The organism is Vibrio sp. S234-5 (genome assembly GCF_000960595.1).
Classification (GTDB): Bacteria; Pseudomonadota; Gammaproteobacteria; order Enterobacterales; family Vibrionaceae; genus Vibrio.
The window spans coordinates 45,025-67,290 of sequence record NZ_JZAM01000168.1; the positions used below are offsets into that span (position 1 = coordinate 45,025).

A 22,266-nucleotide genomic window follows, 5' to 3' on the forward strand; every position below is an offset into this window, starting at 1 on the left:
TCAACCGCATAGGGGGTGACAGCTGACCTCGGTTTGCTCAGGAGCAAAAAGGTTGACTCAGAGGCTTACGCGGCTTGTTGACCGCTCAAAATGTTGAGGATTTCTTCAACATCCTGGGTGCTGGTCAGCCTTTCAATCGCTTCTGGCTCGTCAAGTGCGTTGGTAATGGTGGTAATTACCTGAATGTGTTCATCGTTTTTCGCCGCGATGCCAATCACCAACTTAGCCACGTCGTCGGCATCATCGGTAAACTGGATGCCTGCTGGGTATTGGCAGATCACGATCCCGGTTTTCTTCACGCGATCTTTCGCTTCCACCGTGCCGTGCGGTACGGCGATTGATTCGCCCAGATAAGTTGGTACCAGTGCTTCGCGTGCAAACATCGCATCAACGTATTCTGGCTCGGCGTAACCCAATTCAACCAACTTGTTGCCCGCAAAACGGATCGCTTCTTCTTTGTTGGTCGCTTTCAATCCGAGGTGGATGTTTTCACGTTGGATTTGAAAAACCGAAGGTTGCTGAGGGTTGTAATTATCGTCGTTGGCCGCCACCAATGACACTTTCACCGCATTCTCATCGTTTGCCGCCGACGGCTTTTGCGCAGCGAGCAGTTTGGTCACCAGTTGGTTGTACATCTCGCCATCAAGGAAATTCACCAGTGAGATGTGGTAGGCGTTTGGTGCGTGCTTGCGTGCACGGTCAGTGAGATCTTTATGAGTAATCACGATATCGGCACTCTCGGTTAGGCTGTTGATAGCAAGGTTAGTGACGTGGATTGTAAGTCCTGCCTCTTGTACTTTCTTGCGTAGCATACTCGCGCCCATCGCGCTTGAGCCCATGCCCGCATCACAAGCGACGATAATGCTTTGTACTTTGGTCAGATCAACGTTGCCCTTGCTCTGATTGCTTGCACTCACTGTGCCTTTTGACGCCGACTTCATGTTTTTCATTTGTGAGGTTGCTTTGGCCAACGCCGCTTCATCACCTTCTTCTTCGCTTGAGCTCTGGGTTTTCATCAGCAGTGAAGCCACCGCGAAAGAAACCGTTGCCGCCGACGCGATAGACGCAAGAACACCGACGATAGATGCTTTTTGTGTCATCAGCAGTACCGCGAAGATAGAGCCAGGAGAAGCAGGAGAGACGATGCCTGCATCAAATACGGTAAGGACGAATACGCCAGTCATGCCACCTGCGATGGCTGCGAGGATCAAACGTGGATTCATCAGAATGTATGGGAAGTAGATCTCATGAATACCACCGAAGAAGTGGATGATGGATGCGCCGCCAGCGGTTTGACGCGCGGTGCCTTTACCAAACACCATGTACGCCAACAGAATGCCAAGACCTGGGCCTGGGTTTGCTTCAATCAAGAAGAAGATCGATTGACCCATTTCAGAGGCTTGCTGAATGCCCAGCGGTGAGAAAATACCGTGGTTGATTGCGTTGTTCAGGAAGAGAATTTTCGCAGGTTCAACAAAAATGGAGGTAAGAGGGAGCAGGTGTGCTGAAACTAGGAAGTTTACCCCTGCCGCCAGACCGCCAGAAAGGATTTTGACAAATGGGCCAATCAGGAAGAAAGCCAACATGGCACAAAGCATGCCGATGATGCCAGCGGAGAAGTTGTTGACCAACATCTCAAAGCCGCTTTTGATTTTTCCTTCGACTTTTTTATCAAAGGTTTTGATTGCCCAGCCGCCAAGTGGACCGACCATCATTGCCCCCATAAACATGGGGATATCGGTACCGACAATGACACCCATGGTGGTAATGGCACCAACGACAGCGCCGCGATCGCCACCGACCAGTTTACCGCCAGTGTAACCGATCAGCAGTGGCAGTAAGTAGGTAATCATAGGGCCAACCATGGACGCTAAGGTCTCATTGGGTAGCCATCCGGTTGGAATGAAAAGTGCGGTAATAAAGCCCCAAGCGATGAATGCGCCTATGTTGGGCATGACCATGTTAGACAGAAAACGACCAAAATTTTGTATCTTGATCTTTGCATCTGGTGATATCATATCTGTTCCCCGTTTGATGTTCTGATGAATATTGTTGTAGTAAAACGGTTCGCCAAAACCGTCTGATTGCTTAATTCACAGTCAATTTACCACACATTCTCCAATTGGAACTGACAACGGGTTTTTCGTGACCAGTGCCAGATTTTCTCACCCAAGCAAACGTTTTTTAAGTGATGGCGATCAATTAATTGATATGTAACTTAATAACGAAAAGCCAATTCTTTATTTGTCAATGAAAATAGTAGTGACAAGTATCTCACTTAAGTAAATTGTAAATAAAAATATTTTGTGACATATATCACCTTTTATTTATTTCTATACGTGAAATAAAACATTTAAGTTATTTGTGTCACCTTTTGTTTTTTGTGGATCAAATTTGAAATGTGATCTTCGTCAGTTTTTGCTGTTTTTGAAACTTTTTGACAAAAAATGAGCGTGTTTTAGGTGGGGGCGACACTGAAGAAAAACGCACAGTGCCGCCGATTTGTTGCTGTGACTTATTGTGTGTTGCTTTGCAAATAGGCTTGGGTAGAGATGTTGGTCCAAGCGCGAACTTTCTTCAGATACTGCTCTTGTGAGTTGATGATCTCTTTTGCCAAAGGATCTTTGGCCGCTTCTTCTGCGAGCAACTCTTGGGTGGCGGTTCGCATCGCAGCGAGCACCTGCGGCGGAAAGTCGCGCACTTTAATGTCGGGATACTCGCTTTTCATCGTTGCCCAACTGCTGGCATTGGCATCCACCGCTTGGGTGTACATGTCAAACGCCGCGACTCGAAACGCCGTTTCCAAGATCACTTGGAGATCCTTGGGTAATTTATCCCACGTCTTTTTATTGACTAAGAATTGGGTTTCTGAGCCCGGTTCATGCCAAGCGGTGTAATAGTAAGGGGCGATCTTTTGAAACCCCATGCGCAGATCAAACGCAGGTCCGACCCATTCCAGTGCATCTATGGTGCCGCGCTCAAGTGATGTATACAGCTCTCCGGGGGCAATATTGGTTGGTTTGGCGCCGACACGGGCCAGCACTTCTCCAGCAAAGCCCGGAATACGCATTTTCAGCCCTTGCAAATCTTCCAGTGAGTTGATCTCTTTTTTAAACCAACCGCCCATTTGAATATCAGAATTGCCACCGGGAAAGGAGAGCAGGTTATGCGGCGCATACACTTTTTCCATCAGCTCCATACCGCCGCCGTGATAAAACCACGCGTACTGCTCCATGGTGACCATGCCAAACGGCATTGAAGAAAAATAGAGGGTATTCGGCACTTTGCCTTTCCAATAGTAAGAACTGGAATGGCCCAAATCGTATTGACCTGATTTCACCATATCAAACACGCCAAGCGGCGCTTTGTGCTTGTTGGCGGAATCAATGCGGATCTGCAAACGCCCGTTGGACATCTCTTGGGCCAGTTTGGCCATATTTTTCGACGCATCGCCTAAAATCGGCGTGTTTGGCCCCCAAGTTTCCGCGAGCTTGAGACGATAGACTTGGTCGGCGGCAAAGGCGGAAAAGGAGAGCAGGGCGACAGACGCAATCAGCGCGCGTTTTAGTAGGGATTGGCAGGGTTTGTTGGCTGGCATGACTTCCTCGTTATCGATTGTTGTTTGCCAACAGAGTCAAAGCAGATCAATGTCTCGTCAACTGAGTTGCTAGTTAAAATGAGCGTATCGAATCGACTAAATGACTGCGTTTTGATGTTTTATTAATCGTTTGTTGAAGGGTTCTGTGTGATAAGTGGTGCAAAATCGTGATGAATGCCTTATTAGCAAGAGTAAGATCTTGATTTTAAAACTGCCAAAGCAGTCACGGGCCAGTTACTCGCGACTGCTTTCTGTTGATGCTAGTTGAGCTGGTGATCTGGGCTGGTTATTTATCAAGGGCTTGATGGTGCTTGAGATAAGCCTCGGCACCGCTTAGTGTCATGTATTTCGCCAGAGTCTTGTCGGGGACATCACGCAAGTCCACCACGATCAGACCATCCAGTGCGTTGTTAAATGCAGGATCGACATTAAAGCACACCAGTTTGCCATTGAGCCCTAAATATTGCCGCAACAGCACAGGTACGCTTTTCCCTTCATCGAGACGGGCAATAACGCGCGACAACAGTTGCAAATCGCCGAGCGCCGTCAACATACTGGTGTTCCAGCCCAAGTGTGCCTCGGGCAGCGGATTGAGTGGCTTTACATGCTCGGCATTGGCCGTGTCATAGTGGTGCAGCGTCATCGATTGGGCCAGTAGCTGTCGCGCTGCTGGGCTGTAATCGTTACTGATGCTCACCGGACCAAACAGATGAGTGTATTGCGGATGCTGGTGGACAAAAGTGGCGATCCCTTTCCACAGCAGCAGCAGCGCGCTCATGCTGCGTTGGTATTTGGCGGTGATCACCGATCGCCCCATTTCAATCGACTGACCAAGCTGAGAAAGAAAACGCTGATCGTACTCAAACAGAGTGCGCGAGTAGAGGCCGTCAATTCCCAACTGCGCTTGCAGCTCATCTACCAAACCAAGGCGATAAGCGCCCACTAAGCATTGCTGTTCATCGTCCCACACAAACAGATGATGGTAGTAGTGATCAAAATGGTCGATATCTATCGCGTTGCCCGTTCCTTCGCCGACCGCGCGAAAGTTAATTTCTCGCTGGCGGCCAATTTCATGCAGCAAAGAGGGGATTTGCGATGCTTTGGCACAATAGACGCTGAACTCACCTTGTTTCAGTAACCTTGCATCGTGTGGCAGCATGGCCAACTCGCGCAGCAGCATTTTTTTGTCGAGCGGCTGCGCAATCGGTTCTTGACTCACTGGGGGGCTGCTCGGCGTTGTTTGGCCGTCACCTCGATGCCCAAGTAAATAGGTGTTGAGGCGCAAATAACTGACCAATTGCTCGTCATTAAGCGTGGTCACTTCTTTGTATTTGATGGCTTGACCAATGGAGAGCTGGATGGGTTGGTTGTTTTTGTTCAGAAGCTCTCGCCCGAGCATCAGCGTGCGCAGCAAAGGGTGAATTTTGCCCGCCATATAAAAGTGCTGCGAATTTTGCCCATTAATAAACACGGGCACCGCGGTGGCTCTGTTCTTGCGGATCAACGCACTGACAGAGCGGCTCCAGTCTTTATCTTCCACTCGGCGCTGTTTGCGGTCGACCAGTTGCGACACCTCGCCCGCAGGGAAGACCAATAATAAGCCGCCCTGAGCAAGGTGTTTGTTGGCGTCGCGCAGTGCTTTCATATTGGATTTCATCGCATCTTTGCCTTCAAACACATCGACACCGATAAACAGCTTATCCAGCTCCGGCACAGTTTTGAGGTATTGATTGGCTAAGATCTGCACATCGCTACGAATGGTGAGCAGTAGCTCCGCCAAAATAACTCCTTCGACACACCCAAGCGGATGGTTCGCCACCACTACCGTCGGGCCGATTTTCGGTACTGAGTCCAATGACCCGCGCGCGATATGATAGTCGATACCCAGCACTTGCAAGGTATAGCGCAGGAAAGCAGGGGTGTTGCAGCCTACTGGGCGCTGCACATAAAACTTATCCAGTTTACTCAAACCGGTCATCCACTCCGCGACATTTTCGCCGATGCCAAACGGGGTCTTACGTGGGAGACGGAAAGGACTGCTTGTTGCCATAGTCACCTCGAGACAGTATTGCTAAAGGCATGCTAAGGCGGCTTTGTGACAGCCAAGCTGCACAATGATGAGGCTTTAATGACGCGCGCGTGACAGTTCAGTGAAGGGGGTAAGTTCAATGCAACAATGATTAATTTAATTGATATAAATAATCTGTTGCTCACAAAATATACTAATTTTGCATCAAATCCTAAGTTTGGGTGTTAAGTTACAAACGCGGGATAAAAAAATAACGCATAAGTCAATAAACCTTTGTTTTGCTGCTCTGGAAAAACGGGAATCGATATCGGTTCCCGTTTCTTTTTCTTCTTCACGGCGTTTCTTAGCCTTGAAGCAATAAATACGCTATGTTTTAGCCAGTTATCCACTTTCCCCATTAAGGACAGAATAATGAAAGAGCTCAATAGTAGGGCCGCGCTGATTTTGGGTATTTCCCTGATGCTAGGCTTGGGATTGCTCGGTTATTTTTTGCAGCAGACCGCGATTCAGTTTAAAGCGTATGAACGTGTGGTGACGGTCAAAGGCTTGTCGGAGCGAGAATATCCGGCAGATACCGTTATCTGGCCGATCCAATTTACCGTCGCCGACAACGATGTGCAGAAACTGTTTACTCGGGTTGAGAGCCAAACTGCCATCATTGAAACGTTCCTCAAAGAAGCGGGGATTGATGAGAGCGTCACGCTCGCAGCGCCGGCAGTGATCGACAAAAAAGCGCAACAATATGGCGGTGAAATGGAGCCACAATATCGCTATCTGGCGACACAGACGATCACTGTGTTCAGCACCCAAGTGGATGCCGTGCGCCAAGCCATTAGCCAAATTGGCCGTTTGGGTAAGCAAGGCATCGTTTTCAACCAAGATCCTTACTACAACTCTGTGGTGTACAGCTTTACGAAACTTAATGATGTCAAACCCGACATGATTGAAGAAGCCACTAAAAACGCCCGTGAAGTGGCCGAAAAATTTGCCAAAGATTCGCACAGTACCCTTGGCAAAATTCGCAATGCTTCCCAAGGTCAGTTCACGATTTATGAGCGCGATAGCAATACACCACATATTAAAATCGTCCGAGTAGTTTCAACGGTGCAGTACTATTTGTCGGATTGAGCAACACAAAGGGGTAGAATCATTCTGTCCATTTGTTACCTATCGGTTACCCAATACGCGGGTTAATCGCCGAACAACTATTCGCTGGCGCTGGCAATATCAACGACGATTTCAACAACCGAAGAACCCTTATATCTTTGCCGGAGATGCACCCGGTAGACCTATCGCCCATCCGAAGAAGGCATTTGCACGGATTAAGAAAGCTGCAGGGATTACTGACAACTTCCGAATTCATGATTTGAGGCATAGCTTCGCATCGATCCTGATTAACTCAGGTAATGCCACGCTTTATGATGTTCAGCACTTATTGGGCATCAATCACCGCAGACCAGTACGAGATATGCTCATTTAGCTAGTTCAAGACTGAGGGAAGTTAGTGCGAATGTGGCGGAGTTGGTGGGGAATGTGAGCCACGGTTAGATCTAAAAGCAGTGGGTATGTTGCTCGCTGTTTTTTTAGCATTAAGAGCATCAGGTTCATTATCACACTGGCTTGCTAGAAAGACTTTTACTTATATTGTCAATCAGATACCCTTATGACAGAAAGGTTCTCGGTGTCTGTTAGTGATGAAAATACTATATAAATATGTAGAAAATCCAAATTTTATTTTGAAGGATGGGTACATCCGAGCTTCACAATTATGCGCGTTAAATGATCCTTTCGAAGGGAACTACTGTGAGGAAGGGCTAAGTAAACTTGCCGAAGAAATTAAGTTTGGTTATGGGATTGTTACAAATTTGCGTGAGTTTGTTGAAAATAACAAACACAAAATTGGTATTGTTTGCCTTACCGAGTCTAAAGAAAACCTGTTAATGTGGTCACATTATGCCAAAGAACATAAAGGCTGTGTAATTGGATTTATTGTTAGCTCTAAACATGAAACAGAGCCATTTCACTTATTTGATAACCTTTTTGAACATGATAATTTTGAGATAGTTCCATCACCATTCAATGGAGCATTTGAAGCAGTTAGTTACAGAAAGCAGCCAAGGTATCGCATAGATAGCTTTGATTGTGATTACTCGAACTTTCATGAAGAGCAAATTTTGTACGAGATTTTTCAAAGAAAAAGCGATGAATGGATATATGAAAAAGAGCACAGAGCGATTTTAAGACTATCACAAGCGGATAAAGTCATTCTTACGGAAGAGGCATTACTAACACACAGAGATCCTTCACACTTTCTAGAGATGGCGAACGATTTAAAATGCTACGAAAAAGTAAAAAATGAGCATCATTTCTTACTAGAAAAAATTTCAGATCGTTGTGAGCGGGGAGCTATGGCAGATGCATTGGAGAATTTTTCAAAACGTAGAGACGCATTATATTTGTTTAAGCTTAATAAATCATCAATTAGATCAATAACGTATGGGTACAACTGTTCACTTATCGATAGCGCTTGTGAATTTAAAGAAATTTTCCCTACTAGATTTTTTGAACACTGGCAAACCTGTTTGAATAAGACTAGTTATACGCTTGATTTTAAAGAAATTGATTTTATTTAAAATGTTACCCCGACTCGTCCCCATTAACACCCACAACAACAAATCCTAGATCGCTGGGTCGGTCACACCTTACTGGCCCTGTAATCTCTCTCTAAGATCCCGCCTAACTTCCTGCATGCTTTAGCTGTAATTATCGCGACGGTGCCGTCGACGGTAATTACATCTGATTCCACTAACCCAACTCTACACCTTAACTCATAGCAGATTCGCGCTGTAATCCAGTGTGCCGTTAGTTTTTCCGGTTCCAGTATGAATCCTGTAATTAGCTGCTGTTTCTGGGGTTGTGGTTGATGAGTGTGGTAATTTTCGATGCTACGTGGACCTGATCATCGAAAGGGATGTGTGGCGAAATTGGGAAACCAGTGTGTTTCCATTCATCTTCATAGATGAATGAAAACTCTGTTTCTGTTCCGACAGGAAGAATCAAACGACCAATTTTGGTATTCGTACCGATAAACACGTCTAACTGTTGTAACTTACTCATACCAACCGCCCTCACTGTTTCTCACGCTGTTTTCAGCTTGGGAGGTTATTTGGCTATGTGGACGAACAACTAGTTTTAAGTCGATAAGGCGTAACGATAGCCCTAAAATATCCATGAGGACGAGTACATTGGCAAAGGTGACACTGGTATCGCCATTTTCTACCTTCATGACTGTTCTACGAGATAAATTGGCTTTTGAAGCGAGATCATCAATACGCCAGCCTCTATCGGTGCGCTTTGAGCGAATGGCGCTCCCCAGCGTTTCCATACTGAACTCGGTATTCAAATCAGGCATAGGTTGTGCCTTTACCATCTTACCTTTTCTCATAAGTGTCTTTTAATGTACTTTTGTCATTATTGGGTCCATCTTAACATATAAGTTCACTATAACTCACTTTTGTCATGACTGTATAAGAAATTATCTATAAGTGCAATTTAAGTTACTTATGGTTGGTTTGCGAGTTTAATCTCTCTCTTTTTTCTCTATGAGAGATATTTATCAGCCAGAAGGACATATTTGGCAACAGCGTAGTATTCGGATTAGTATTGGAAGAAGACAGAGAAGAGTGCGTGATCGGGGCTTACCTGACCCATTACTTGACCCAAAATCGTCAGGTACAAAAAAAGGTTAGTAAACACTACGCTTACTAACCTTCTAGAATTTGGTGGCCCCTATGTGACTTGAACACATGACCAATCGATTATGAGTCGACTGCTCTAACCACTGAGCTAAGGGGCCAAATAAGAGCCAAGATTATAGGAGAACTAGGGCAGGGTGTCTAGACGTTGTGACGGCTAATTGCGCTTAGTTTTTATTCACTTAGCACAATAAATAACAAAAAAGGTGAGCCGAGGCTCACCTTTTGTCTGAAACACGCTGTGTTATTCGTCTAAGAAGCTGCGCAGCGTTTCTGAGCGGCTTGGGTGACGCAGTTTACGCAGTGCTTTTGCTTCGATCTGACGGATACGCTCACGCGTCACGTCGAACTGTTTGCCCACTTCTTCTAGAGTGTGGTCGGTGTTCATGTCGATACCAAAGCGCATGCGTAGTACTTTTGCTTCACGAGGTGTTAGGCCAGCAAGAACGTCTTTAGTCGCTGCTTTTAGGCTGGTGGCCGTTGCAGAGTCGAGAGGCAGTTCGAGCGTGGTATCCTCGATGAAATCGCCTAGATGAGAATCTTCGTCGTCACCGATAGGTGTCTCCATTGAGATTGGCTCTTTGGCAATTTTCAGTACTTTACGGATCTTGTCTTCTGGCATTTGCATGCGCTCAGCCAGCTCTTCCGGTAGTGGCTCACGGCCCATCTCTTGTAGCATTTGACGAGAGATGCGGTTGAGCTTGTTGATCGTTTCGATCATGTGTACCGGAATACGAATAGTACGTGCTTGGTCCGCGATAGAACGAGTGATCGCCTGACGAATCCACCATGTGGCGTACGTTGAGAACTTGTAACCACGGCGGTATTCAAATTTGTCTACCGCTTTCATCAGACCGATATTGCCTTCTTGAATGAGGTCGAGGAATTGCAGGCCACGGTTGGTGTACTTCTTCGCGATAGAAATAACCAGACGTAAGTTTGCTTCCACCATCTCTTTCTTCGCACGGCGTGCTTTCGCTTCACCGATAGACATGCGACGGCTGATGTCTTTGATGTTGTTAACAGACAAAGAAGTTTCTTCTTCAATCGCTTTCAATTTGGCGATTGAGCGACGAATGTCTTCTTCATGTTGGCGGATTTTTTCTGCGTATGGTTTGTCAGAGGCGAGGATCTGATCTAGCCATGCCTCGTTAGATTCGTTGCCTGTAAACAGAGCAATGAACGATTTTTTCGGCATCTTGGCGATTTCGACCGCTGATTTCATGATCAAACGTTCTTGGGTACGAACGCGATCCATTGCCGTGCGAAGCTCGTTAACCAGATGATCAAACTGCTTTGGTGTGAGACGGAATTCTTTGAATACTTCCAGCATCACTTCATGCGCTTGAGCAACCTGAGCGCTGTCGTAGCCGTGCTCGTTGATAGCAAGCTGAACGTTCTGGTAGCTGTTACGCAGTTGTGAGAACTTCTCAAGCGCCACTTCAGGATCGATGCCGATCTCTTCATCAGAATCTGAGTTTGAATCGTCGCCGTCTTCATCCTCGTCTTCATCGTCGTCTATATCGTTGCTGTCTTCATCTTCCAGATCCGCTTTGGTCAGCTCAGAGCCGATGTGTGTTGCGGTTGGCGCTGCGGTTTCGTCAGCGTTAGGATCGACAAAGCCACTGATAAGGTCGGTCAGACGAAGCTCTTCCGCCTGAACTTTATCAAATTGCTCAAGGATGTAAGGAATGGTACCTGGGTATTCGGCAACCGAAGATTGTACTTGGTTGATACCATCTTCAATGCGTTTAGCGATGTCAATTTCGCCTTCGCGTGTTAGTAGTTCTACCGTGCCCATTTCGCGCATGTACATACGCACGGGATCCGTGGTACGGCCAATTTCGCTTTCTACACTCGAAAGTGCAGCCGCTGCCGCTTCGGCTGCGTCTTCATCGGTAATGTTTGTTTCATCACTCAATGACAGGTCATCAGCATCAGGAGCAGTTTCTACTACTTTGATGCCCATGTCGTTGATCATCTGAATGATATCTTCCACCTGCTCGGAATCGACGATCTCAGCAGGTAGGTGGTCATTTACTTCGGCGTAGGTCAGATAGCCTTGCTCTTTGCCACGAATGACAAGTAGTTTTAGCTGTGACTGCGGATTATGATCCATAGACGGTATCCAACTTCGTAATCTGGTGAAGGAATTAGTATGCGAAATGCAAACCACTAACTATAGCAAATAAAATCGTTGCTGACTAATTAAACAGGGTTACGCTTTTAAATCTAGCATCAGCGCTAGCAGCTCCCTTCTTTCATCGGCTGATAAGCCGATACTTCTATCTTTTGCCTGCAGGTTTTCAATTTGCTTTTCGATGCACTGGGCAAGAATTTTATCCAGTGAATCCAAAAATATATCTTCTTCGTTATCTTCATCGAGTGGGATTTCCCAGCTCGCAAGACGAGACAGAAGGGTCTCATTCTGGCTACCACGCCAGCTTTCTAACAATTGGCCCGTAGTGATATTGGGACGTGTTTGACATTTTTCAAGCACTTCTATCAATAAACTTAAGCCGGGTATGGTTAAGTGAGCGACTGAGCTTAGGTCTGGCACTAATTGAGCAAAATCTGGGCGCTGGATTAACAAGGCGATGACTTCACGCATCGGAGTTCGCTTCAGCTCTCGGTGAGGCTGCGGCTTCTGTTCGCTTTGAGCTTGGCGCGCAATGAGTTGCTGCAATTGACGCTCATCAACCAAACCAAGCCGACGTCCCAACAATTCTCTCAAGTATAGACGTAAAGTTCCGCCTGGCACTTTATCAATTAATGGAACAGCGAGTGTACTGAGTTTTGCCATGCCCTCTTTGCTGCTCATGTCCACCTGTTGAGCAAGGGAGCTAAACATAAACTCGGACAATGGCGTGGCGCTGGCAACTTGTCGCTCGAACTCTGCTTTTCCAAATTGGCGGATGTAAGAATCCGGGTCTTCGCCATCCGGTAGAAACATGAACTTAAGTTGTCGCCCATCGGTCAGGTACGGCAGGGCGTTTTCCATTGCGCGCCAGGCCGCTTCTCTGCCTGCGCGGTCTCCATCATAGCAACACACCACTGTGCTGGTTTGTCTGAACAACACTTGCAGGTGATCGCCAGTGGTGGAGGTGCCAAGGGACGCGACGGAATAATCTACGCCATATTGCGCCAAGGCGACAACATCCATATAGCCTTCGACCACCAAAATTTGTGGTGGCTCTCGATAGGCTTGCAACACTTCATACAGGCCGTAGAGTTCTTTGCCTTTGTGGAAAATCGGTGTTTCAGGCGAGTTGAGGTATTTTGGCGTACCTTCGCCAATCACTCGCCCACCAAATCCAATGACTCGACCACGGCGATCGCGGATGGGGAACATCACTCGGCCGCGAAAACGGTCGTATCGATTGCCTTTGTCGTTTTCGATCAACATGCCGCCTGAAACCAACATCTCTTGAGCTTCATTGTGTTGGCCGAAGTTTCTGCGCACCAAATCCCACTCATCGGCGATGTAACCGATGCCAAATTTCTGCACTATTTCGCCCGAGAGGCCACGATTTTTCAGATAATCAATCGCTACTTTGCCTGTAGGCTGTTTGAGTTGGCCACGATAAAACTGTGCGATGCTCGCCATCAAGTCATACAAGCTGCGTTTTTCGCTGCTGCTGGCTTGAGGGGCTTGGCTAAAGCGTCCACTACCTTGAGCGCGCTGTTCTCTCGGGACATCTAAACCGAGATAAGAGGCGAGTTCTTCAATGGCTTCAACAAACTCAAGTCGCTCGTATTCCATCATGAAGTCGATGGCGTTACCGTGCGCACCACAGCCGAAACAGTGGTAAAACTGCTTTTCCTGACTGACGCTGAACGAGGGGGTTTTCTCGTTGTGGAAAGGGCAGCAAGCACCGTAGTTCTTGCCTTTTTTCTTAAGTTTTACCCGTGCGTCAATAATATCGACGATATCTAGTCGAGCTAGGAGGTCATCAATAAAACTACGAGGGATGTGTCCTGCCATAAAACCTAATAAAAAAGAGAAGAGTAGATACAAACAAGCCGTGCGCTCCAAAGGATAGCACGGCTTGCTGCAAACAGGTGTGGGTATTAAGCCAGTTTAGCGCGAACTAAACCGCTCACTTTACCCATATCTGCACGACCTTGAATTTGCGGTTTTAGCACAGCCATCACTTTGCTCATGTCTTGCATGCCCGCAGCGCCAGATTCAATAACGGCAGCTTCAACAAGCGCGGTTACTTCGTCTTCGCTAAGCGGTTGTGGCATGAACTCTTCAAGCACAGTAATTTCGGCTTTCTCCGCATCGGCCAAGTCTTGACGACCTGCCGCTTCAAACTGCGATACAGAGTCGCGACGTTGTTTAACCATTTTGGTCAGCACGGCGAGAATGTCGTCATCGCTCAGAGTGATCTGATCGTCAACTTCACGTTGCTTAATGGCTGACAAGGCTAAACGGATTGTGCCAAGGCGCTGTTTGTCCTTGGCTTTCATCGCTAATTTTTGCTCTTCTTTGAGAGTGTCAATCAGAGCCATAACTAAATTCCTTAACCAGGAGCTCAGTTATTAGTACAGGCGAACGCGACGAGCGTTTTCGCGAGCTAGCTTCTTAGCGTGACGCTTTTGAGCTGCTGCTTTAGCGCGTTTGCGAACTGTAGTTGGTTTTTCGTAGTGCTCACGACGACGCACTTCAGAAAGGATACCTGCTTTTTCGCAAGAGCGCTTGAAACGACGTAGAGCAACGTCGAACGGTTCGTTTTCACGTACTTTAACTACTGGCATATGCCTTTCACCTCAGAGGTTATTCGTTAGCGCTGGTAATAAACAGACAAATCACTAGCGATTGGTCTCTAACCAGCTTGATCAAAAATGGTGCGGAATTTTAATCCGATCACAATGGCTTTGTAAAGCCTTTTGTCGACTATTGTCTGTACAAAATTTGTTTGTCAGAGCCCAGCGAGGTAATATGTCGCCAATTTTCAATTAGCACTAAGCATACCGAGAACACCATGCGCATTATCGGCATTGAAACCTCCTGTGACGAAACAGGCATCGCCATTTATGACGACGAGAAAGGCTTGCTAGCCCACCAACTCTATAGCCAGATTAAACTGCACGCCGATTACGGTGGTGTGGTGCCTGAGCTGGCCTCCCGTGATCATGTAAAAAAAACCATTCCGCTGATCAAAGAAGCGCTCAAGGAAGCCAATCTGACCGCAAAAGAGATTGATGGTGTGGCGTACACCGCAGGCCCAGGTCTGGTTGGTGCGTTATTAGTTGGCGCGACGATTGGACGCAGCCTCGCTTACGCGTGGGGCGTGCCCGCCGTGCCCGTGCATCATATGGAAGGCCATTTGCTTGCGCCAATGTTGGAAGAGAACCCGCCGCCGTTTCCGTTTGTGGCGGTGTTGGTTTCTGGTGGTCATTCGATGATGGTGGAAGTTAAAGGCATCGGTGAGTACAAAATCTTAGGCGAATCGATCGATGACGCAGCAGGTGAAGCATTCGATAAAACCGCCAAGCTGATGGGGCTGGACTATCCAGGGGGGCCGTTATTGTCCAAGTTGGCGGAAAAAGGCACTCCAGGTCGATTTAAATTTCCCCGTCCCATGACAGATCGCCCAGGGTTAGACATGAGTTTTTCAGGTCTTAAAACGTTCACCGCCAATACCATTGCGGCCAACGGGGATGATGAGCAGACTCGTGCCGACATCGCCTTGGCGTTTGAAGAGGCGGTGTGTGAAACCTTGGCGATAAAATGCAAACGTGCTCTTGAGCAAACGGGCATGAAGCGTATTGTGATTGCGGGCGGGGTGAGTGCCAACAAACGCTTGCGCGCTGAGTTAGCAAAATTGGCTAAGAAAATAGGCGGTGAAGTCTATTATCCGCGCACCGAATTTTGCACCGACAACGGAGCGATGATCGCCTATGCCGGTATGCAACGTCTGAAAAACAATGAAGTGTCAGATTTAGCGGTTGAGGCGCGTCCGCGCTGGCCGATCGATACACTGACGGCAATTGAACAATAACAGAGACAAACGGTCGCCAAGGCGGCCGTTTTTATCAGTCAAAAGGGTAATAAATGAAGACATTCGAGATTGATGGTCACCAGATGGCGTATCAGGATGTGGGCCAAGGTCCTGTTTTGCTGTTTGGTCATAGCTATTTATGGGACAGCGAAATGTGGGCACCACAAATTGAGTGGCTAAGCCAATCCTATCGCTGCATCGTGCCTGAACTGTGGGCGCACGGGCAATCACAGGCGGCGCCAGCGAACTGCCATTCATTGGGTGATTACGCGCGTCATGTGTTGGCCTTGATGGACCATTTAGCCATTGAGCAGTTTTCTGTTGTTGGCTTATCCGTCGGCGGCATGTGGGGGGCGGAGTTAGTCTCGCAGGCACCTGCGCGGGTCAAGTCTTTGGTACTGATGGATACCTTTATTGGTCTGGAACCTGAAGTGACGCATAAAAAATATTTCTCCATGTTAGACGCCATTAGCCAAAGCCAACTGGTGCCGCCACCAATAGTTGAAGCGGTGGTGCCGCTGTTTTTCGCCAACGATGCGAAAGAGAAAAATCCTCAGTTGGTTGATGATTTTACACAAAAACTTGCCTCTCTTTCCGGAGAACAAGCGGTGCAAGTAGCAAGAGTGGGACGCATGGTATTTGGTCGCAGAGATGTGATTGAAGATGCTGAGAACTTTGCCTTGCCGACGCTTATTGCTGTGGGTAGAGAAGATAAGCCGCGTCCGGTGTTCGAGTCCTATCTGATGAAAGATGTGATCACGGCTAGCCAATTAATCGAGATCCCCAATGCAGGCCACATTAGCAATCTGGAGCAGCCAGAGTTTGTTAACCGTATGCTGAGCGATTTTTTTGCGCAGGTTTATGCCTAAATGTGTCAAAAGCAGCGGGCTGATGTTGAGGTCGCTGCTTTAAATCGTTGTTGAGCATCCGTGATTACGGTTTGGGGAAAGGCAATTTTTTTTCGCCGATTTTCGGCTCTTCACCAGTAAAAAGGCGGCGGATATTTTGATGATGGCGCAGCACAATCAAGCAGCACAGCATGCCGACAGGTAAGGTGTAATGAGGTTTGATCATCCACGTATAAAATGGTGCAAGCAGTACGGTGATGAGCGCGGCCAGTGAAGAATAGCGAAACAGCAATGCCACCGTCAGCCAAGTGACCATGATCATCGCAGTCAAATCAAGGCCGATGGGCGCGATCGCGCCAAGTGCGGTAGCCACACCTTTACCACCTTGAAAATGAAAGAAAATTGGGTACATATGGCCTAAACAAGCCGCAATGGCAATCACGCCAAGTAAGATGGGGTCGATACCGAAGTAGTAACCGCTCCACACCGGAATGGTGCCTTTGAGCATGTCACAGAGCAAAACAGCGGCTGCGGCACCTTTTCCGCCAATGCGCAGCACATTGGTCGCGCCAGGGTTATTGGAACCCACACCTCGTGGATCAGGCAATCTTAGCAGACGACAAATCAGTACCGCACTGGAGACAGAGCCCAGTAGGTAGGCGATGATGGTCATTGTCACTGCCAGTGCGTCCATGTGAGTACCTAAATATTTGGAAATTAATGCTCATTTTTCGCGTAGTTGCTATCATAGCGCGATTGCGAAAATAATACGATGAATTTACCCCAAACGGGTATCCGACCTCTAATAAGGACAGAACATGGCGCTGGACAAAGTGTTTATTGAACAGTTGGAAGTGATCACCACCATAGGTGTGTACGACTGGGAGCAGGAGATCAAACAGAAGCTGGTGCTGGATATTGAGATGGCTCACGACAATCGCCCTGCTGGCAAAAGCGACGATGTGTGTGACGCGCTCGATTACGCCAAAGTGAGCGAGGCCGTGCTGACACATATCGAAGGTGGTCGTTTTCTGTTGGTCGAACGTGTCGCCGAAGAAGTGGCTGAGTTGATCATGAGCCGTTTTAACGTCCCTTGGATTCGTATCCGTCTGGCCAAGCCCGGAGCCGTGCCACAGGCACGCGCGGTGGGCGTTATCATTGAACGAGGTCAGGCATGAACACCGCGTATATCGGCGTGGGTAGCAATCTAGAGCGAGAGAAACACGCCCGCGCAGCTTGGCAAGAGTTGGCGGCATTGGGCAGTGATTTACGCGTTTCGCCGATATACGAATGTGCTGCGGTCGGTTTTGATAGCCATCCTTTTTTTAACTTTGTTATTCAGCTCAATACTGACCTCGCACTGCCGGAGTTTGTCGCACGTTTGCGCGCGATCGAACATAAGTGGGGTCGAGATACGAATGCGCAAAAATTTCAAGATCGCACCTTAGATCTCGATATTGTGTTGTTTGGCGACTGCATTTGCGCGCAAAATCCGCAGTTGCCTCGCAGCGATATTTTTAAATATCCTTTTGTCATTCAACCTTTGTATGATTTGCAACCGGAGTTGACCATTCCGGGTGATGGCCGAACCGTCGAGCAAATTTGGCGCAGTGCAAAGGATCTCGACTCTTTGCAAAAAATTGATTTTTCATTATAAAAAACCGAGTAAACCATGAGTTATTTTGAAGCGTTTGTGTTGGCTTTGATCCAAGGCCTAACGGAGTTTTTGCCGATTTCCAGTTCGGCGCATTTAATTTTGCCCTCGGCGATTTTTGGCTGGGCAGATCAAGGATTGGCTTTCGATGTCGCTGTGCATGTAGGGACGTTGGCCGCAGTGGTCATCTACTTCCGCCATGAAGTGATCACGCTGTTTTCGGCTTTGTTCGCCTCCATTTTCAAAGGGGATCGCAGCAAAGAAGCGAAGTTGGCGTGGATGATCGTGCTGGCAACCATTCCTGCCTGTATTTTTGGCTTATTGATGAAAGATGTGGTTGAAGTTTACTTACGCAGCGCTTATGTGATCGCAACCACGACCATCATATTCGGCTTGTTGCTGTGGTGGGTTGATAAGAATGCCACGCTGCTCAATGATGAGTATCAAGCGGGTTGGAAAAAAACGCTCTTTATCGGCCTTGCTCAAGCAGTGGCCATTATACCTGGCACTTCTCGCTCAGGAGCCACCATTACCGCAGCGCTTTATCTTGGTTTTACCCGTGAGGCGGCGGCGCGTTTCTCTTTCTTAATGTCGATCCCGATTATTACCTTGGCGGGTTCTTACCTTGGTTTGAAACTCGTCACTAGCGGTGAGCCTGTGCATGTTGGTTTCTTACTGACCGGGATTATCACCTCATTTTTCAGTGCTTATCTGTGTATCCATCTGTTTTTGAAGATGATCTCACGCATGGGTATGATGCCATTTGTGATTTATCGTTTGATTCTGGGCGTCGGTTTGTTTGCCTACCTGCTCAGCGCTTAAGTGTTTAGTTAGCTCAAGCTCAATGTAAAAGGCCCGCGGATTGCGATCCGCGGGCCTTTTTCTTGCACTCTATGGTCTGCTTTATGACACTAGCGGCCAAGCGCGTTAGCCACCGCTGCAATGCGCCGTTTTTCCAGTTCATCGCGAATCGCAGAACCTTTGAAACCCGCGTCGATCACCGTTTGCACCTCAACGGATAACGCGGCTTGGTATGCACGCATCATGAGTTCTGACTGCGGATAAGGTTCGTTCTCCAGCCCTTTTCTACCGGCATGATCCGCCTCGCAGCACAATAGGATTTCCTTTAATCGCTCCGCCTTGCGCCACACATCAAAACCATTGAGGATCTTGATGATGGTTGCTGGTTTAAGTTCAGCGGCGCGGTGAATGTTAGAGTGTTGCTGACAGACTAACAGCGCCAAATCGCGAAACTCATTGGGAATGCGCACTCTTTCACAAAGGCGTTGGATCAGTTTTTGTCCGGTGTGGCAGTGCAGCTTATGGCTTGGCCACTCCTCTTTGGGAGTCACGCCTTTGCCTAAATCGTGCACTTGCGCGGCGAAACGGACCACAGGCGATGGGCTGCGCCTGGCGGCTTGCTCAGCGACCTGTAAGGTATGAATGCCCGTATCAATTTCCGGGTGCCACTTTTCTGGCTGAGGCACGCCAAAAAGCGCGTCGATTTCTGGCAGCACGACCGCCAAGGCGCCGCACTCTCGCAGTACTTGCAGAAAAACTTGCGGCGCGTCGCTATTGAGCGACTTGAACCACTCCTGCCAAACTCGTTCGGCAGTTAAGGCTTGCAGCTCACCGGATTCTACGATGTTTTTCATGAGCGCCATCGTCTCCTCGGCGACACGAAAACCCTGCGGCGCGAGTTTGGCGGCAAAGCGTGCCACGCGCAGAACGCGCAGCGGATCTTCGGTAAATGCGCTGGAGACATGCCTTAATAGTTTATCGGCGAGATCTTGCTGTCCGCCATAAGGGTCGATGATCTGGCCTTGCGCATCCATCGCCATAGCATTGATCGTCAGGTCACGACGCAGGAGATCTTCTTCCAAGGTCACCTCTGGCGAGAAAAAGCACTCAAAGCCTTTATAACCGGCCGAGGTTTTTCGTTCAGTACGCGCGAGGGCATATTCCTGTTTGGTTTTGGGGTGCAGAAATACCGGAAAATCGCTGCCAACGGCGGTGTAACCGGCACTGAGCATCGCTTCGGCGGTTGCGCCGACCACGACCCAATCGTTATCGTAAACCGGGATTTGCAGTAATCGGTCTCGGACTGCGCCACCGACTAAGTAAACTTCCACGTGTGACCTCGAATAATTGCTGATCTGACTGGACATTGTAGCAAGCAATGGTACTTTGCTCCCTATTGAAATGAGCCCGTTGCGTTTGGATTGTGTATGTATAAGGACTTTTTTGGCTTTTCCGAGTTGCCATTTTCGATTGTGCCGAACTCGCGTTATCTCTATTTGAGTCAACGTCATCGTGAAGCCATCACCCATTTACAGGCAGGACTGGGCGACGGTGGTGGTTTTGCCATGCTGACTGGCGAAGTGGGGACAGGCAAAACCACCGTGGCCAAATCGATGTTGGCGAACTTAGGTGAAAATAAATGCGCCGCGCTGCTACTCAATCCGACCTTCTCCAGCTTGGAACTGCTCGAAGCAATCTGTGATGAGTTCAATCTCAGCTACCCGCAGCAGGCGAGCCTCAAGCAACTCCATCAGATCATCCATCAGTTTTTATTGCGAAATCACCAGATGGGAAGGCAAACACTGCTAGTGATCGATGAAGCGCAGCACCTCGCGGCGGAGGTATTGGAACAACTGCGCCTGCTCACTAACTTAGAAACCGAGAGCAGTAAGCTGCTCAAAGTGTTGCTGGTCGGTCAGCCTGAGCTGCAAAAACTGCTGCAAACCACCCAACTGCGTCAATTAGCTCAGCGCATTACGGGCCGCTACCATTTGTTACCCTTGGATGAGCGAGAGACGGCCGACTACATCGCTTTTCGTCTGCATACCGCCGGAGGTGACAAGCAACTGTTTGACCGCAGTTCGACCACGTTGATTGCCAAATACAGTCACGGTATTCCGCGTTTGATTAACTTGATTTGCGATAAAGCGCTGCAATTGAGTTTCTACCAAAGTACGCTGCTGGTGTCCAAAACCAATGTGCATAAAGCGTGTGAAGAGGTGATGCAGTTTCAGGCGCAAATCTATCAGCAGCCACAAATAGGCCGCTCCACAACAAGATGGGCAAAAAGTGCCGTGGCGCTGAGCGTCATCGCGCTGCTGGCAAGCGGTGGTTACTGGTACACCACGCAGCTAAGCCCAAATCAAGCCGCAGTGGCTAGCGATGTTGAGCCCGATGCACCAAGCAGCGCTCTCGTGATTGAACAAGCGCCGTCAGAGGATATCGTCGATTTGCTAATGGTTCGGCAAGATCCGCAGCAGGCGCTAAGTGAGCTGTATCAAGTGTGGGGATATCAGGCGAGTGAGCAAGACAGCTTGTGTCTTAATGCACCATTGTCGGTATTTCGTTGTGCTCGCTTGCAGAGTAATTGGCAGGAGATAGTGCAGGCCAACCGTCCAGTGGTGTTAACGCTACAGCAGCAGAATCAGCGTGGGTATGTGGTGCTTTGGCGCGTGCAGCATGAGTGGGCGGAGGTGCTCAATGGCGATGCGCGCCTGCGAGTACCAGTGAGCGAATTGCTCACTTTGTGGCGCGGAGAAACGATGGCTATTTGGCGTGCGCCGCTGCGTGACACCTTAAAGCTCAACATGAGCGGCGAAGCGATTGCGCAATTGGACCAGCTACTGGCGAAAGCGCTCAATGATGATCCGCTAGGCGGTGAGCACTTTGATAGCGCGCTGCAACGCCGTGTGGAATGGTTCCAACAGTGGCAGGGGATTGGTGTCGATGGCATCGCCGGGCCGAATACCTTGTCGCGTTTGCAGCAGTTAGTTCAATTGAGCGCGCCGAGTTTACAGCAAGGGGCTGAGTTAGACGAACAAGAGAAGGTGGCGCAACGCGTGAGCTATCCGCCGTTCGGTTATCTATCACCGTTACCCAGAACTTTTCCGCAGGCGTCGCTGGTAGAAGCCAAACCTACGCCTATACTGCTCACGCAAAATGCCTCTTCACCCGCGCAACCGAGCGTGGATAAGGCGCAAGACTTACTCGATAACTTAGATCTCTCAGGTTTTTCACCAGAATTGGCGATGAAAGTGGAAAGTGCGTTGGCATCGCCATCACCCGAACTCAGCCTGACAACACAAGGGGAAGTGCATTCGCTGGAAATGGAAGCGGCACGCTGGCGCGGGCGTTTACCGGCGCTGAATCTGCAATCGCATATTTACTCCAATGACAGCCAACGACGCTGGTTGAAGATCAATGGTACAGAGTATCGCCAAGGCGATTGGATTGAGCAGCAAGTCAAGCTGGTCGAAATTTTACCTCAGTCGATTGTGGTGGAGTTTGACGGTGAGAAGATCGCCATTCCGGCTCTGTATGAGTGGAAGGGATGAGCGTAGAGAAAGATAAAAA

At 48.5% G+C, this 22,266-nt stretch carries 18 protein-coding genes, 1 tRNA gene and 2 pseudogenes; 9 read left to right on the forward strand and 12 right to left on the reverse strand.

Annotation, left to right across the window (positions count from 1 at the left end):
* Positions 1-65: 65 nt before the first annotated feature.
* The 3 genes from UF06_RS07260 to UF06_RS07270 all read right to left on the reverse strand — a co-directional run bounded on the left by UF06_RS07260 (position 66) and on the right by UF06_RS07270 (position 5,648).
* Positions 66-2,018: a PTS mannitol transporter subunit IICBA gene (locus tag UF06_RS07260; protein WP_045569843.1), complete on the reverse strand. Its 1,953-nt coding sequence runs from the start codon at positions 2,016-2,018 to the stop codon at positions 66-68.
* A 497-nt stretch (positions 2,019-2,515) separates the two neighbouring features.
* On the reverse strand, positions 2,516-3,598 hold the full coding sequence (locus UF06_RS07265) for a TRAP transporter substrate-binding protein (protein WP_045569844.1): 1,083 nt from the start codon (positions 3,596-3,598) through the stop codon (positions 2,516-2,518).
* A gap of 286 nt (positions 3,599-3,884) precedes the next feature.
* Positions 3,885-5,648 (reverse strand): GNAT family N-acyltransferase, encoded by a 1,764-nt coding sequence (locus tag UF06_RS07270; RefSeq protein ID WP_045569845.1) that lies wholly within the window; start codon positions 5,646-5,648, stop codon positions 3,885-3,887.
* A gap of 390 nt (positions 5,649-6,038) precedes the next feature.
* Between UF06_RS07270 and UF06_RS07275 the strand changes: the two genes are divergently transcribed.
* From UF06_RS07275 to UF06_RS07280, 3 genes and pseudogenes are all read left to right on the forward strand, one after another.
* The gene (locus UF06_RS07275; protein WP_045569846.1) at positions 6,039-6,755 is read left to right on the forward strand and encodes an SIMPL domain-containing protein; all 717 of its coding nucleotides are present in this window, start codon (positions 6,039-6,041) and stop codon (positions 6,753-6,755) included.
* Positions 6,756-6,855: 100 nt separating this feature from the next.
* Positions 6,856-7,175 (forward strand): annotated as a pseudogene (locus UF06_RS23995) (tyrosine-type recombinase/integrase); the annotation flags it as partial.
* 146 nt (positions 7,176-7,321) lie between these two features.
* Positions 7,322-8,260, forward strand: a complete 939-nt coding sequence (locus tag UF06_RS07280) for a DUF2971 domain-containing protein (RefSeq protein ID WP_045569847.1) — start codon at positions 7,322-7,324, stop codon at positions 8,258-8,260.
* Between the two features lie 322 nt (positions 8,261-8,582).
* On the opposite strand, the pseudogene UF06_RS07285 reads toward UF06_RS07280, so the two are convergent.
* The 7 genes and pseudogenes from UF06_RS07285 to rpsU all read right to left on the reverse strand — a co-directional run.
* Positions 8,583-8,744: pseudogene (locus UF06_RS07285) on the reverse strand (HipA N-terminal domain-containing protein); the annotation flags it as partial.
* Complete coding sequence (locus tag UF06_RS07290; RefSeq protein ID WP_045569849.1) at positions 8,737-9,072, reverse strand: helix-turn-helix domain-containing protein; 336 nt, start codon at positions 9,070-9,072, stop codon at positions 8,737-8,739. The pseudogene UF06_RS07285 and the gene UF06_RS07290, both read right to left, overlap by 8 nt.
* Before the next feature lie 335 nt (positions 9,073-9,407).
* Positions 9,408-9,483, reverse strand: a tRNA-Ile gene (locus tag UF06_RS07295).
* Between the two features lie 143 nt (positions 9,484-9,626).
* Positions 9,627-11,501 (reverse strand): RNA polymerase sigma factor RpoD, encoded by a 1,875-nt coding sequence (gene rpoD, locus UF06_RS07300; RefSeq protein ID WP_045569850.1) that lies wholly within the window; start codon positions 11,499-11,501, stop codon positions 9,627-9,629.
* Positions 11,502-11,600: 99 nt separating this feature from the next.
* A complete protein-coding gene (gene dnaG / locus UF06_RS07305) occupies positions 11,601-13,367 on the reverse strand; it encodes a DNA primase (RefSeq protein WP_045569972.1) in 1,767 nt (588 codons plus the stop codon).
* Positions 13,368-13,453: 86 nt separating this feature from the next.
* Positions 13,454-13,897 carry a GatB/YqeY domain-containing protein gene (locus tag UF06_RS07310; protein WP_045569851.1) on the reverse strand — a complete coding sequence of 148 codons (444 nt, stop codon included), beginning with the start codon at positions 13,895-13,897 and terminating at the stop codon, positions 13,454-13,456.
* A gap of 30 nt (positions 13,898-13,927) precedes the next feature.
* Positions 13,928-14,143, reverse strand: coding sequence for a 30S ribosomal protein S21 (rpsU, locus tag UF06_RS07315; protein ID WP_001145625.1), 216 nt, complete (start codon positions 14,141-14,143; stop codon positions 13,928-13,930).
* Positions 14,144-14,370: 227 nt separating this feature from the next.
* Between rpsU and tsaD the strand changes: the two genes are divergently transcribed.
* Positions 14,371-15,390, forward strand: a complete 1,020-nt coding sequence (tsaD, locus tag UF06_RS07320) for a tRNA (adenosine(37)-N6)-threonylcarbamoyltransferase complex transferase subunit TsaD (RefSeq protein ID WP_045569852.1) — start codon at positions 14,371-14,373, stop codon at positions 15,388-15,390.
* A 53-nt stretch (positions 15,391-15,443) separates the two neighbouring features.
* Positions 15,444-16,259: an alpha/beta fold hydrolase gene (locus UF06_RS07325; protein ID WP_045569853.1), complete on the forward strand. Its 816-nt coding sequence runs from the start codon at positions 15,444-15,446 to the stop codon at positions 16,257-16,259.
* 64 nt (positions 16,260-16,323) lie between these two features.
* On the opposite strand, the gene plsY is transcribed toward UF06_RS07325, so the two are convergent.
* The gene (gene plsY, locus UF06_RS07330) at positions 16,324-16,932 is read right to left on the reverse strand and encodes a glycerol-3-phosphate 1-O-acyltransferase PlsY (RefSeq protein WP_045569854.1); all 609 of its coding nucleotides are present in this window, start codon (positions 16,930-16,932) and stop codon (positions 16,324-16,326) included.
* Positions 16,933-17,056: 124 nt separating this feature from the next.
* On the opposite strand from plsY, the gene folB reads away from it, so the two are divergent.
* Genes folB through UF06_RS07345 form a run of 3 tightly spaced genes read left to right on the forward strand, consistent with a single transcriptional unit; the run spans position 17,057 to position 18,714 of the window.
* Positions 17,057-17,416, forward strand: a complete 360-nt coding sequence (gene folB / locus UF06_RS07335) for a bifunctional dihydroneopterin aldolase/7,8-dihydroneopterin epimerase (RefSeq protein ID WP_045569855.1) — start codon at positions 17,057-17,059, stop codon at positions 17,414-17,416.
* Complete coding sequence (gene folK, locus UF06_RS07340; protein ID WP_045569856.1) at positions 17,413-17,895, forward strand: 2-amino-4-hydroxy-6-hydroxymethyldihydropteridine diphosphokinase; 483 nt, start codon at positions 17,413-17,415, stop codon at positions 17,893-17,895. The genes folB and folK overlap by 4 nt, the downstream gene beginning before the upstream one ends.
* 15 nt (positions 17,896-17,910) lie before the next feature.
* Positions 17,911-18,714, forward strand: coding sequence for an undecaprenyl-diphosphate phosphatase (locus UF06_RS07345; protein ID WP_045569857.1), 804 nt, complete (start codon positions 17,911-17,913; stop codon positions 18,712-18,714).
* Positions 18,715-18,803: 89 nt separating this feature from the next.
* Here the strand turns inward: UF06_RS07345 and UF06_RS07350 are convergent, their stop codons facing one another.
* On the reverse strand, positions 18,804-20,024 hold the full coding sequence (locus UF06_RS07350; RefSeq protein WP_082069619.1) for a multifunctional CCA addition/repair protein: 1,221 nt from the start codon (positions 20,022-20,024) through the stop codon (positions 18,804-18,806).
* Positions 20,025-20,120: 96 nt separating this feature from the next.
* Between UF06_RS07350 and UF06_RS07355 the strand changes: the two genes are divergently transcribed.
* Entirely contained in the window at positions 20,121-22,247 is a 2,127-nt protein-coding gene (locus tag UF06_RS07355) for an AAA family ATPase (protein WP_045569859.1), read from the forward strand.
* Positions 22,248-22,266: the final 19 nt, after the last annotated feature.